Source organism: Nocardia arthritidis NBRC 100137, from assembly GCF_001612765.1.
GTDB classification, from domain to species: domain Bacteria; phylum Actinomycetota; class Actinomycetes; order Mycobacteriales; family Mycobacteriaceae; genus Nocardia; species Nocardia arthritidis.
On record NZ_BDBB01000001.1, the window covers coordinates 1 to 13281 of the forward strand.

Sequence of the window (13281 nt, forward strand, 5' to 3'; positions counted from 1 at the left end):
GGTCCCGAAGAAGATGAGCAAGCTGGGCGCGGCGGGCAAGCCGGGCACCGGCAGCTTCCTGCGCGCGGATCCGCGCGCGGAGAGCGTGCGGCACTTCGAGATCGAGCACGAAGAGGAACGCAGACAACTCGCCGTGCTGCGCAAGGTTCAGCAACGAGCGAACGGTGACGGAAACGGTTCCGCGCACTGAGGATTCGCGCCGCACCCGACCCGCCCGAAAACCGCGAAGGCCCCGAGTCCACACGACCCGGGGCCCGCTTTGCCTTGTTCAGGCGATTCCGGAGCGGTTCAGCCGCGCCGGAACTCTCCCGTCGAGAACCCCATTAGGAATGCATCCCACTCGCCCGGCGCAAACGCCAAGACCGGGCCACGTCCACTGTCCTTGGTGTCACGAACCGCGACATTGCCGTCGACGAGAAAAGCGACTTCCACGCAGTTCCCATCCGGACCGCTGTATGTGCTCTTGCGCCACACAGCGCCCGTCCAATCAACCTCCACGGCACTAGCTCCTTTGCTGCGTCGAGAGCGAGATTTCTCCTGACATCGTTCCAGCTAGCATCGGTACCCGACTGGAAAGCCGAATCCCGTGGTGCACCCCGTGCCGGAGCGCACTTTCCCGGTGCGTAGATATCGCACATCGAGTTCGAGAGGAAATTAACCTCGCGCGGGGCCTGTCCCCGCGCGGTAACACTAGCAGGTCCCTCGAAAGTTTGCCCGCCTCTTGCCTATTCAATCATCGCAACCACACACGTTTGCGAAGAGAGGAAGTTGCGGGAGCATTGCCAGCCTCCCTCATTCATTCTGCACACTGGCGTACCACAATGTTTTTAACGGATGTGATTGCTCTGTTATCGGAGCACAATTCGCGCTCGCCCACGGGCCGCGTCGACGCGGCCTCGGCGGCCGTGCATGATGGAACCTATGGTCGAACGCGCTCGAGACGACGCAGGTCGCGCCCGTAATGCCCGTCCGCGCGACCGTCTCGGGCGGCCGCTGCCTCCCGGGAGCACCGGAGTTGCCCGAATTCCGGACGATCTCGATCTTCCACCCCAGCAAACCTTGACCTTCGCCCAGCAACTGCTGGACGAAGGACTTGCATTCAACGCACACGAGGTTTTAGAGGCCGCATGGAAGAACGGACCGTTCGCCGAGCGGATGCTGTGGCAGGCGCTCGCGCAGTTCGCTGTCGGTCTGACCCACATACAGCGCGGTAATCCCAAAGGGGCGCGTACACTACTCGCCCGCGCTGTGTCGCGGTTGACGGCATACCAGCCGGAGGGCGGGCGAGCGCCCTACGATATCGACCTCGCCGGATTGGTCGCCCACGCCGAGGCCCTGCTCGCCACGCTGGATGCGGGCGACGAACCGGCGGATGCCGAGCTGCGGCCGCGTCTGCGCGGTTGAGCGCGTCGCTCCTACCATGGCCGACGTGCGCACCTCATCGTCTACCAGCCGGTCCCGTGACTGAGCCGGGCGCGGGCCGGTATGCGCCGAGCCCCTCCGGGGACCTGCATCTGGGCAATCTCCGTACCGCGCTGATGGCCTGGGCGTTCGCTCGTTCCACCGGCCGCCGCTTCCTGCTGCGGATCGACGACCTGGACCGGGTGCGTCCCGGCGCGGAGCAGCGGCAGCTGGAGGACCTCGCCGCGATCGGCGTGGACTGGGACGGACCCGTGGTACGCCAGTCCGAACAGTCGGCGCGGTACGAGGCGGCCATCGATCGCCTCGCCGCCGCCGGTCTCACCTACGAATGCTTCTGTACCCGAAGGGAAATTCAGAAAGCCGCGACAGCGCCGCACGGCCCGATGGGCGCCTACCCCGGTACCTGCCGCACGCTGAGCGTCTCGGAACGGGCCCGGCTGCGCACCGAGGGTCGTCCGGCCGCGCTGCGTCTGCGCGCCACGGTCACCGAGTTCGAAGTGCGGGACGAGCTGCACGGTCGCTACCGAGGGCCGGTGGACGACGTGGTGCTGCGGCGCGGCGACGGCGTCCCGGCCTACAACCTCGCCGTGGTAGTGGACGACGCGGCACAAGGCGTCGACCAAGTGGTGCGCGGCGACGACCTGTTGCCGTCGACCCCGCGCCAGGCATACCTCGCGACGCTGCTCGACCTGCCGGTGCCGAGCTACGCGCACGTGCCGCTGGTGCTCAATACGGAGGGTCGGCGACTGGCCAAACGGGATGGAGCGGTGACACTCCGCGAACGATTGGCGCTCGGCAACACGCCGGAGGAAGTAGTCTCGGCACTAGCCGCTTCGCTCGGCTTCACCGCGACATCGTCGTCCGAGCTACTCGCGTGTTTCGACACCCGGCGGCTGCCCCGCGAACCGTGGATACTCGACGTTTACGGGTTGTTGCGAAGCAGCCCATGTCCGTAACGTACGCATCGTCCAACTACTGATCAATCGACGAGGACAAACAACTATGACAAGCGGTGGGTACGACCCCAACCAGTATCCTCAGGGCGGGCAGCCGTACGGGCAGCCGTACCCGCAGGGGGGCGACCAGTACGGGCAGCAGCCCCAGTACGGCCAGCAGCAGCCACAGTACGGGCAGCAGCAGCCCCAGTACGGGCAGCAACCGCAGTACGGTCAGCAGCAGCCACAGTACGGTCAGGATCCCTACGGTCAGTACCCGCAACAGCCCGGGTTCAACGCCTACGGCGGTCAGCCGGGGGACCTCGGCACGCGCATCGGCGCCCGCGTCATCGACGCGATCATCCTGATGATCCCGTACTTCATCCTGTACATCCTGGTCAACAACTCGGTGGGCCTGACCATCGGGCTCGGCCTGGTGTGGACCCTGGTCCAGCTCGGCTACTTCGTCGGCATGGAGACCTCGCAGGGCACCACGCTCGGCAAGAAGATTCTCGGTCTGAAGGTGCTCGCCCCGGGCGGCGCCGCCAAGATCGACCCGGTCACCTCGCTGAAGCGCAACGCGTTCGTCGCGGCGAACATCATTCCGTGCGTCGGCGGCCTGGTCTCGCTGGGTCTGGCGATCTACATCATGGTCACCATCTCGCAGGACCCGAACAAGCAGGGCTGGCACGACAAGTTCGCCGGCGGCACCCAGGTCGTCAAGGCCTGATCCACCACAGCGATATTTCGAAAGCAACAGGGGCGCACCCGAATCGGGTGCGCCCCTGTTGCTTTCCCGGCCGTGCCGCTACGTGCTGGTCGCCCCCGCGATGATCACGACGACGAACCACAGGATGCCGAGCACGATCGCGCCGACACCGATCCAGATGCCCGCCAGCGCCATGCCGCGTCCTTCTTGACCGCTCTGCTTGACCTGATTGAGCGCGATCACCCCGAGGATGATGCCGACGATCGAGCCGAGCCCACAGGTGACGAATCCGACCAGCGACGAGATCAGCGCACCGATCGCCATGCCGTTGGTGCCCTGCGCCGGGACTCCGTAGGGCTGGTAGGGAGTCTGGTAGCCGTAGTTCGGCTGACCGTACGGCTGCACGGGCTGCTGATAGGACGGATACTGCGGCTGCGGAGGCGGCGTCATCGGCTGCGAAGGCGGCTGTACCGGGTACTGCGGCGCCGACGGGTAACCCGACGGCTGCTGCTCAGGACTCGGGTACTGCGGGACCGAACTCTGCCCACCGGACTCCGGCGACACGCCTTGGCCGCCGTACTGCTTCCACCACTCGTCGGAATCGCCGGGATTCGTCATTGCTACAGCGTATTCCACAACCTGGTTGGATGATGCGGGTGAGTGAGTCGAAAACCACGCAAGAGCACGGCGGGCCTGGGCGCCCCGCGGACCATGCGGCATTCGCCCAGGTCGCGCGGGGGTACTACGCACCGATCGTGGCCCTGTTCACTGCCACCCTGATCATTTCCAACATCTGCGCCACCAAGGGGGTGGAGTTCCTCGGCGATCGGTCGGTGTCGCTGGGGCCGCTACAAGTCCTGCCGATCGCCACCGATGGCGCCTTCTTCCTGTTCCCGCTGGCCTACATCCTCGGCGACGTACTGAGCGAGGTGTACGGCTTCCGCGCCACCCGGCGCGCCATCTACTACGGCTTCGCCGCCCTGCTGCTGACGGTCGTGTGCTTCGCCATCGCGATCCGGCTGCCCGCCGCGAGCTTCTACGACAACCAAGAGGCGTTCCGCACCGTCCTCGGGACGACGCCTCGGCTCGTCATCGCCGGCCTGGCCGGGTACTTCGTCGGCCAGCTGCTGAATTCCGCCACACTGGTGCTGATCAAGGAGCGGACGAAGGAAAAGTACCTGTGGGCCAGGCTCATCGGATCGACCATCGTCGGCGAGTTCGCCGACACGCTGATCTTCTGTTCGATCGCCGCGGGCGCCATCGGCATCGATACCTGGCAGCAGTTCGTCAACTACGTGATCATCGGCTTCATCTGGAAGACCCTCTGCGAGGTGATCGTGCTCCCGATCACCTACCGGGTGATCGCGTTGCTCAAGAAGCACGAACCCAGCTACGCGCCGACCGGAGTGGATCCACTGCGCACCTGACGAACTCCCTGACCACCCTGCGGCGCGGGCGCCGCAAGAGACGATCGCGGCTGCGCGTACTCCCGATCACCCTTGCGGACCCGCGCCGTCGTGTTCCGGGAAAGCCTTTCCCCTCCCCCAACGCCCTAATGTCTCGGCCTTGTGCTCATCGAAGTAGCCACCCTCGATGCTGTGCCGGATGCGGTCGACCAGGCGAACCGTGAACCGTTCGTTGTGAATGGTGCACAGCGTGGAGGCGAGCATCTCCTTGGCCTTGAACAGATGATGGATGTAGGCGCGCGTGTAGTTGGCGCAGGTGTAGCAGTCGCAGTTCTCGTCGATCGGAGTGAAGTCGCGACGGAAGCGGCTGGTGTTGATGTTGAAGCGGCCGGTGTCGATGTAGATCGCGGCGTTGCGGGCGACCCGGGACGGATTCACGCAGTCGAAGGTGTCCGCGCCGTTCTCGATCGCGGTGAAGATGTCCTCCGGTTCACTGATGCCGAGCATGTGACGCGGCTTGTCCTCGGGCAGTTCGTCGCAGCACCAACCGACGATGGCGCCCAGGTTGCGCTTCTCCAGCGCGCCGCCGATGCCGTAGCCGTCGAATTCCGTTCCCGCGCTTCCGCGAATCGATTCCAGCCCTCGACATGCCTTCCGGCGCAGGTCCTCGTACTGCGCGCCCTGGATGACGGCGAACAGCGCCTGGTACGGACGGTGCGTGCGCGCGGTGGTCAGCCGCTCGTGCTCGTCGATGCAGCGCTGCGCCCACTCGTGCGTGCGCTGTACCGATCGCTCCTGGTAGGCGCGGGTGTTCAGCAGCGTGGTGAGTTCGTCGAAAGCGAACATGATGTCGGCGCCGAGCTGGTGCTGGATGCCCATCGACACCTCGGGGGTGAACCGGTGCGCAGAGCCGTCGAGGTGGGAGCGGAACGTGACCCCGTCGTCGTCCACGGTGGCCAGCCGCTCTTTGCCGGGTGCGATCACGTCGTCGCTGCGCACATCGACCGCCTCCATCGCCAGCACCTTCTTGAAGCCGACCCCCAGTGACATCACCTGGAACCCGCCGCTGTCGGTGAAGGTCGGCCCCGGCCAGTTCATGAACGCGCCGAGCCCGCCCGCCTCGTCCACGATGTCGGCGCCCGGCTGCAGGTAGAGGTGGTAGGCGTTGGCCAGCAGCGCTTGGGCGCCGAGTTCCCGCATGGTCTCCGGCAGTACCGCCTTGACCGTCGCCTTGGTGCCCACCGGGATGAACGCGGGCGTGGCGATCGACCCGTGCGGCGTGGCGATCACACCGGACCGGCCGTGCCGCCCGTCCAGGCGCGTACCGACGGTGAAAGAGAAGGATTCGGGACCGGACACCCCGCTATCCTCGCAGTTCGCCACCCGCCGCCCGAACCAGCCCACCGCCGGGCCGGCCTCACACCGCTCCCGCGAACTGCGCGTTGTACAGGCGGTAGTACGCCCCGCGCTCCTCGAGCAAACGCTCGTGCGAGCCGTGTTCCACGATCCGGCCCGCTTCCATGACGACGATCAGGTCGGCGTCGCGGATGGTGGACAGGCGGTGGGCGATGACGAAGCTGGTCCGGTCGCGGCGCAGGGCGGCGGTGGCGTGCTGCACCAGCAGCTCGGTGCGGGTGTCCACCGAGCTGGTCGCCTCGTCCAGGATGAGGATGGAGGGCTTGGCGAGGAACGCGCGCGCGATGGTGATGAGCTGCTTCTCGCCCGCGCTGACGCCGGAGCCCTCCTCATCGATGACCGTGTCGTAGCCGTCGGGCAGTGCGTGCACGAAACGGTCGACGTAGGCGGCGCGCGCCGCGGCGAGGATCTCTTCTTCGCTCGCGTTCGGGTTGCCGTAGGCGATGTTCTCCCGGATGGTGCCGCGGAACAGCCAGGTGTCCTGCAGCACCATGCCGATGCGCGAGCGCAGGTGGTCGCGGGTGATCTCGGTGATGTCGACGCCGTCGATGGTGATCGTGCCCGCGTCCAGTTCGTAGAACCGCATGAGCAGGTTCACCAGCGTGGTCTTGCCCGCGCCGGTGGGCCCGACGATGGCGACCACGTGCCCCGGGTCCGCCACCAGCGACAGTCGCTCGATCACCGGCTTGTCGGGTTCGTAGCGGAACGAGACGGCCTCGAACTCCACCCGGCCGCGGTCGACCGGGCGCGCGACGGCCATCACCGGGTCCGGGCTCTGCTCCTCGGCGTCGAGGATCTCGAAGATCCGCTCGGCGGAGGCGACGCCGGACTGCAACAGGTTGGCCATCGCCCCGAGCTGGGTCAGCGGCTGACTGAACTGACGGGAGTACTGGATGAACGCCTGCACCTCGCCGAGCGAGAGGCTGCCCGTCGCCACTTTCAGGCCGCCGACCAGCGCGACCAGCACGAAGTTCACGTTCCCGAGGAACATGATCGCCGGCATGATCATGCCCGAGATGAACTGCGCTTTGAAGCTGGCCTCGTAGAGCTGTTCATTGCGCTGGTCGAACTCCTTGCCGACCTCGCGGTTGCGGCCGAACGCGGTGACCACCTCGTGCCCGGAGTACGCCTCCTCGACCTGGGCGTTGACCAGGCCGGTGTACTTCCACTGGTCGACGAAGTGCGGCTTGGACCGTTTCGCGATCTGCGCGGTTACCACGATGGCGGCGGGCACGGTGAGCAAGGCGATCACCGCGAGCTGCCAGGAGATCCAGAACATCATGACCAGGATGCCGAGCACCGAGAACACCGAGATGAGCAGCTGGCTCATGGTCTGCTGCAGGCTCTGCGAGACGTTGTCGACGTCGTTGGTCACCCGGCTGAGCACGTCACCGCGCGGCGCGGAGTCGAAGTAGCGCAACGGAAGCCGATGGATCTTGTCCTCGACCTCACCGCGCAGCCGCTTCACCGTCCGATTGATCACGACGTTGAGCAGGTAGCCCTGCAGCCACCCGAACACGGCCGCACCGATGTACAGCAGGAGCACCAGGGCGAGGACACGCCCGACCGCGCCGAAGTCCACCCCGACACCGGGCACCACGTCCATCGCGCCGAGCATGTCGGCGAAGGTGTTGTCGCCTTTGGCTCGGAGGGCCTCGATCGCCTGGTCCTTGGTCACCCCGGACGGCAGCTGTTTGCCGACCACGCCGTCGAAGACGAGGTTGGTCGCCTTCCCGAGGATGTAGGGCCCGATGGTGTTCAGCACCACCGAGACGATGACGAGCGCGATGATCAGCCCGACCTGGAAACGCTCCGGCGCGAGCCTGCGCAGCAGCCGCTTCAGCGAAGGTCCGAAGGATTTCGCTTTGGTGCCCGGCGCACCGGGTGTGGGCATTCCGGGTCTCATCGCGCCTCCTCGGCACTCAGTTGCGACTCGACGATCTCCCGGTACTCCGAGCAATCCCGCAGCAGCTGCTCGTGGGTGCCGATGCCGGCCATCGCGCCGTCCTCGAGCACCACGATCTGATCCGCGTCCCGGATGGTGGCGATGCGCTGCGCGACGATGAGAACCGACGCGTTCGAGGTCTCCGGCTTCAGCGCCTCGCGCAGCCTGGCGTCGGTCGCGACGTCGAGCGCGGAGAACGAGTCGTCGAACAAATACACCCTCGGCTTCTTCACCAGCGCTCGCGCGATGGCCAGCCGCTGGCGCTGGCCTCCGGAAACGGTGGTGCCGCCTTGAGCGACGGGGGTCTGCAATCCCTCCGGCATCTCCCGGACGAAATCGGCGGCCTGCGCGATCTCGAGCGCGCGCCAGAGTTCCTCGTCGGTGGCGTGCGGATCGCCGTAGCGCAGATTGCTCGCGATCGTGCCGGAGAAGAGGTACCCCTTCTGCGGGACGAGACCGATCTGCGAACGCAAGACCTCCAGGTCGATGTGGCGGACGTCGGTGCCGCCGACGTAGACCGCGCCGTCGGTGACGTCCATCAGCCGGGGAATGAGGTTGATCAGCGTGGTTTTCCCGGCGCCGGTGGAGCCGACTATCGCGGTGGTGGTGCCGGGACGCACCTGGAAACGGATGGCCTCGAGCACCGGCTTTTCCGCACCGGGGAAGGCGAATTCGGCGAACTGGAAGTCCACGACGGCCGGGTCGTCGGTGAACGGCTGCGGCAAGCGCGGCGGGTGCACCGAGGATTCGGTGTCGAGCACCTCGCCGATCCGGTCGGCGGAGACCGCGGCGCGCGGCGCCATCATGGCCAGGAACGAGGCCATCATCACGGCCATGAGGATCTGCATGATGTAGGACAGCATCGCGGTGAGCGAACCGATCTGCATGTGCCCGGCGTCGATCGCGTGCCCGCCGAACCAGATCACCGCGACCGCGGTGACATTGCTGATCAGCATGACGGTGGGGAACATCAGCGCCATCAACCGGCCGACCCGAAGCGCGGTGTCGGTGAGTTCGGTGTTGGCCAGGCCGAAGCGCCAGGTCTCCTGCCGTTCCCGCACGAAGGCCCGCACCACGCGGATACCGGTGATCTGCTCACGCAGTACCCGATTCACCTCATCGATCCTGGCTTGCATGTCGCGGAAGCCGGGCACCATCTTGGAGATGATCACGCCCATGGACAACGCCAGCGCGGGCACCGCGATCAGCAGCAGCCAGGACAGCCCGAGATCCTCGCGCAAGGCCATGATGATGCCGCCCACGCACATGATCGGCGCCATCACCAGAATGGTCGCCGACATCACGATGAGCAGCTGAACCTGCTGAATGTCGTTGGTATTGCGGGTGATCAGCGAGGGCGCGCCGAACATCCCCACTTCGCGCGCGGAGAACGTGCCGACGCGGTGCAGCAGCGCGCCGCGCAGGTCGCGGCCCGCGCCCATGGCCGCCTGCGCGCCGAGATAGACCGATGCGGCCGACGCGACGATCTGCACGCCCGTCACCGCGAGCATCCACAAGCCGGTGGTCCAGATGTAGCCGAGATCACCTTTGGTGACGCCGTTGTCGATCAGGTCCGCGTTCAGGCTGGGCAGATACAGCATCGCGATCACGGAAATCAGCTGAAGCGCAACGACCCCCGCCAGCTGGGCGCGGTAAGGGTACAGATGCGAACGGAGAAGTCTGGTCAGCATGATGAGTCGCAGGCTACCGGCTGTCGACGCGAGGCGTCGTGAAGATTTCTGACCTGCATAAATGCTCTCCCGTCGGGGGTTACGGAGCTAGCGGCGCGCCCAGGCGCCCGGATCTTCGGTGAGCGCCTCGACGAATCCGGGCAGCCGATCGTTCGCGATGTCGGCGATGGTGACGTTCTCCAGCACCGCCCGAATGTTGACCCGCAGCGCGATCCACACCCGCTGTAACGGTTCGGCCGCACCGGAATAGTGGACGTCCTCCGGCCGGGCACCGCGCACCGACGCCAGCGGGCCCTCGATCGCGCGGATCACGTCGGCGATGGAAATGTCGGCGGCGGCCCTGGCCAGCCAGTAGCCGCCGTCCGGACCGCGCCTGCTGATCACCAGTCCGGCTCGGCGCAGCTCGCCGAGCACGGACTCGAGCACCTTCGGCGGAATCCGCTGGGCGGTGGCGATCGCTTCGGCCTTGACCACGGGCGCGGCCTGCACGAGGGGTGCGCCGAGCCCGACGACGGACTGGTCCAGTCGCGGCGCACTGGCGATCTCGAGCAGCGTCCGCACCGCGTAATCGACCTTCGCGGTGATGTGCACAGCGGCGACTCCTGGCGTCGAGGGGGATAGCTCGAATCTACGCGCCGCCGCCCGCCAGCACGCAGGTCGCGGCATCCAGCAGTGAGGATTCCACCAGTGAATCGTCCGCACCAGGCACGAGTTCCTTGGACACCAGCGCGACACCGATCACCTCGAGCGCGGCGCAGGCGCGCAGCTGCGCCTCCTCGGTGGCGTCCGGCCCGGCCAGCCACTCGCGCAGCGCCCGGCTGGCGTCCATGAGATCCGGATAGCGGTCGGCCATGGCGTTGATGATGGCGACGGTGTCGCGCACGACCAACGCCCCGGCGTCACGGTGATGAATCAGGCCGCGCAGATATGTCCCCAGCACCTGGCGGATGCTCTCGGCGTCGTGCGGCACCTGGTCGAGATCGTTCACCACCGAACGCATGTGATCGACGATCGGATCGATGATCGCCAATAGCAGATCGAGCTTCGACGCATAGTGATAGTAGAGCGATGCCTTTGTGATTCCCACCGCATCCGCGACCTCGCGCAAGCTCGTCTGCTCGAATCCTTTGGCCCCGAACAGCTTCACCGCGGCGTCCCGAATCGCGCTTTTAGTGCCTCTACCTGCGGCGACAGCGCCGGGTGTGTCACGCACAGACATTCGATGATCCTCTCATCACCTTCGCATCGAGCGAACGTCGCCCGCAGAATAGAGGTTGTTCCTCCGCTTAGCTCCTGGGTAGTCTACCTACCGCACGGTAGGCAGAAAGCGTCAGTGGAGGCGGAGGTAGGCAGGGCACCCCCGCGAGTGCTGTCTACACGCAGACCCAGCACGATCCCAGTCATCGCTAGGAGAACCACTCGTGTCCGTTTATCTGTACAGATGGGGAAAGTTCGCTTTCCGCCGGAAATGGATAGTCCTTCCCGTCTGGCTCGTCTTGTTCGTGCTCCTCGGTGGTCTCGGAGCACAGCTCAGCAAGCCGATGAGCAACGACTTCAGCATGCCGGACCTGCCGTCCGAACGTGCCAACGAGATCCTCGACAAGCACTTCCCGGGCGCCTCCGCCGCGTTCAAGTTCGACGCGGTCACCGGCACCTATGTCGCCGCCGCTCCGGAGGGACAGAAGCTGACCGACCCGGCGAACCGGGCGGCGCTGGACGCGTTCATCGCCGAGCTCGGCCGGCTCGACATCGTCGATCACAGCAAACCCATCGTCAACCCGGTCGAAGCGGCCGACAAGATGGGCTGCCTGGCCGACCCCGACCCCGCGCAGTGCAGTGGCGCCCCGCTGAACGTGCTCAGCCAGACCGCGCCCGCGACCGTGGCGGTGATCAACGTCCCGTTCACGATCGCGAAGTTCACCGACGTGACCGACGCGCACCGGGAAGCGGCGTACGCCGTCGCCTCCGGCGCGCGCAACGCCGGGCTCACGGTCGAGATGAGCGGCTCGATCGCGCAGAAGCAGGAAGCGCCCAGCGGCAAGTCCGAGATGATCGGCATGGCCGTCGCGCTGGTCGTGATGATCGTCGCGTTCGGCGCCATCGTCGCGGCGTTCGTGCCGATCGTCACCGCGATCGTCGGTCTCGGCGCGGCCACCTCGCTGATCATGCTCGGCACCTCGGTGATCGAGATCCCCAGCTTCACCACGTTCCTCGCCTCGATGATCGGCATCGCGCTGTCCATCGACTACGCGCTGTTCATCGTGTCCAGGTACAAGCACGAACTCGCGGTCCAGGACTCGCCGGAAGAGGCCGCGGGCACCGCGCTGGGCACGGCCGGTTCCGCCGTCGTGTTCGCCGGTCTGACCGTCATCATCGCGCTGGCCGGCCTGAGCATCGTCGGCGTCCAGTTCATGACCTTCATGGGCCTGGGTGGCGCGATCGCCGCCGGTTTCGCGGTGCTCACCGCGATCACGCTGATGCCCGCGCTGCTCGGCGCGTTCGGTCGCTTCCTGTTCAAGCCGAAGTTGCCGGTGGTCGCCCAGCACGATCCCGAGGACGAGACCTCGGTCACCAACGGCATGCGCTTCGGCAGGCTGATCGGCCGCGTGCCGTGGGTCGCGCTGATCCTGAGCGTCGTGGTCCTCGGTGCGCTCGCCGCCCCCGCGGCCGGCCTGAACCTCGGCCTGCCCGGCGACGACAGCATGCCGAAGACCTCCACTATCCGGAAGGCTTACGAGCTGCGCACCGAGGGCTTCGGCGAGGGCAGCAACGGCATACTGAACGTGGCCGTCGACCTGAGCGCCGTGCCCGCCGAGAACCGGGACGCGGCGGTGCGAGCGCTGCGCGACAAGCTCGCGTCCTACCCCGGCATGGACTACGTCACCGAGCCGCAGTGGAGCCAGGACCAGCAGGGCGCGCTGCTGGACGGCGTCCCGAAGTCCGGGCCCAACAACCAGGCCACCAAGGACCTGGTGCAGGACGCCAGGGAGGCCGAAGGCCAGCTGAAGGCCGAGTACGGCATCGAGTACGGCATCACCGGCACCACGGCGATCTACGCCGACGTCGACCACGTGCTGCTCAGCAAGATCGTGCCCTACCTGGCGATCGTGGCGGGCGCGGCGTTCGTCCTGCTGATCCTGGTGTTCCGGTCGATCCTGGTGCCGCTCACCGCGGCGCTCGGGTTCCTGCTGTCGATGGCGGCGACCTTCGGCGCGACCGTGCTGATCTTCCAGGAGGGCAAGCTCGGCCTGATCGAGGACCCGCATCCGCTGGTCAGCTTCATGCCGATCATGCTGATCGGCCTGGTGTTCGGCCTTGCGATGGACTACCAGGTCTTCCTGGTGACCCGGATGCGTGAGGAGTTCGTGCACGGCAGGTCGGCCAAGGACGCGGTGGTCGCCGGTTACCACCACGGCGCGCGCGTGGTGACCTCGGCGGCGATCATCATGATCTCGGTGTTCGGCTCCTTCCTGCTGGAGACCGACGTGACCGCGAAATCGTTCGGCTTCGCCTTGGCGGTGGGCGTGCTGCTGGACGCGTTCATCGTCCGGATGGTGCTGATTCCGTCGCTGCTGGTGATCATGGGCAAGTGGTCGTGGTGGATGCCGAAGTGGCTCGACCGCATCCTGCCCGACATCGATGTCGAGGGCTCGAAACTGCGCGAGTTGCAGCGGCGTTCGGCCGAGACGGCGAAAGAACCGGTCGGCGTCAGCTGATTCGACGGCCATGGCTCGGCCCCGCATCCGGATTCCGGATG

Annotated in this window: 12 protein-coding genes and 1 pseudogene; 6 read left to right on the forward strand and 7 right to left on the reverse strand. The window is 66.5% G+C overall.

The features are described 5' to 3' along the window. Positions 1-190: pseudogene (locus NA8_RS34255) on the forward strand (cytochrome bc1 complex cytochrome b subunit); the annotation flags it as partial. 98 nt (positions 191-288) lie between these two features. Here NA8_RS34255 and NA8_RS32295 read toward each other — a convergent pair. Continuing rightward, positions 289-498 (reverse strand): DUF397 domain-containing protein, encoded by a 210-nt coding sequence (locus NA8_RS32295; RefSeq protein WP_083863186.1) that lies wholly within the window; start codon positions 496-498, stop codon positions 289-291. Between the two features lie 423 nt (positions 499-921). Between NA8_RS32295 and NA8_RS00010 the strand changes: the two genes are divergently transcribed. The 3 genes from NA8_RS00010 to NA8_RS00020 are packed head-to-tail and all read left to right on the forward strand — an operon-like array spanning position 922 to position 3087. Beyond that, positions 922-1404 carry a DUF309 domain-containing protein gene (locus tag NA8_RS00010; RefSeq protein WP_063048275.1) on the forward strand — a complete coding sequence of 161 codons (483 nt, stop codon included), beginning with the start codon at positions 922-924 and terminating at the stop codon, positions 1402-1404. 56 nt (positions 1405-1460) lie between these two features. Then, on the forward strand, positions 1461-2378 hold the full coding sequence (gene gluQRS / locus NA8_RS00015) for a tRNA glutamyl-Q(34) synthetase GluQRS (protein ID WP_063048276.1): 918 nt from the start codon (positions 1461-1463) through the stop codon (positions 2376-2378). Between the two features lie 46 nt (positions 2379-2424). Beyond that, on the forward strand, positions 2425-3087 hold the full coding sequence (locus NA8_RS00020) for an RDD family protein (RefSeq protein ID WP_063048277.1): 663 nt from the start codon (positions 2425-2427) through the stop codon (positions 3085-3087). 78 nt (positions 3088-3165) lie between these two features. Here the strand turns inward: NA8_RS00020 and NA8_RS00025 are convergent, their stop codons facing one another. Further along, on the reverse strand, positions 3166-3684 hold the full coding sequence (locus tag NA8_RS00025) for a DUF4190 domain-containing protein (protein WP_040864386.1): 519 nt from the start codon (positions 3682-3684) through the stop codon (positions 3166-3168). A 29-nt stretch (positions 3685-3713) separates the two neighbouring features. Here NA8_RS00025 and NA8_RS00030 point away from each other — a divergent pair, with 29 nt between their 5' ends. Then, positions 3714-4493, forward strand: coding sequence for a queuosine precursor transporter (locus NA8_RS00030; RefSeq protein ID WP_157106437.1), 780 nt, complete (start codon positions 3714-3716; stop codon positions 4491-4493). 66 nt (positions 4494-4559) lie between these two features. Here NA8_RS00030 and tgt read toward each other — a convergent pair whose 3' ends face one another. From tgt to NA8_RS00055, 5 genes are all read right to left on the reverse strand, one after another. Beyond that, positions 4560-5831, reverse strand: coding sequence for a tRNA guanosine(34) transglycosylase Tgt (tgt, locus tag NA8_RS00035; RefSeq protein ID WP_063048471.1), 1272 nt, complete (start codon positions 5829-5831; stop codon positions 4560-4562). 58 nt (positions 5832-5889) lie between these two features. Next, entirely contained in the window at positions 5890-7794 is a 1905-nt protein-coding gene (locus tag NA8_RS00040; RefSeq protein WP_063048278.1) for an ABC transporter ATP-binding protein, read from the reverse strand. Further along, positions 7791-9524, reverse strand: coding sequence for an ABC transporter ATP-binding protein (locus tag NA8_RS00045; protein ID WP_063048279.1), 1734 nt, complete (start codon positions 9522-9524; stop codon positions 7791-7793). Before NA8_RS00045 ends, NA8_RS00040 begins: the two co-directional genes overlap by 4 nt. A gap of 87 nt (positions 9525-9611) precedes the next feature. After that, on the reverse strand, positions 9612-10115 hold the full coding sequence (locus NA8_RS00050; protein ID WP_063048280.1) for an RrF2 family transcriptional regulator: 504 nt from the start codon (positions 10113-10115) through the stop codon (positions 9612-9614). A 37-nt stretch (positions 10116-10152) separates the two neighbouring features. Further along, complete coding sequence (locus NA8_RS00055; protein WP_063048281.1) at positions 10153-10743, reverse strand: TetR/AcrR family transcriptional regulator; 591 nt, start codon at positions 10741-10743, stop codon at positions 10153-10155. A 202-nt stretch (positions 10744-10945) separates the two neighbouring features. On the opposite strand from NA8_RS00055, the gene NA8_RS00060 reads away from it, so the two are divergent. Further along, positions 10946-13240 carry an MMPL family transporter gene (locus NA8_RS00060; RefSeq protein ID WP_063048282.1) on the forward strand — a complete coding sequence of 765 codons (2295 nt, stop codon included), beginning with the start codon at positions 10946-10948 and terminating at the stop codon, positions 13238-13240. Positions 13241-13281 lie beyond the last annotated feature (41 nt).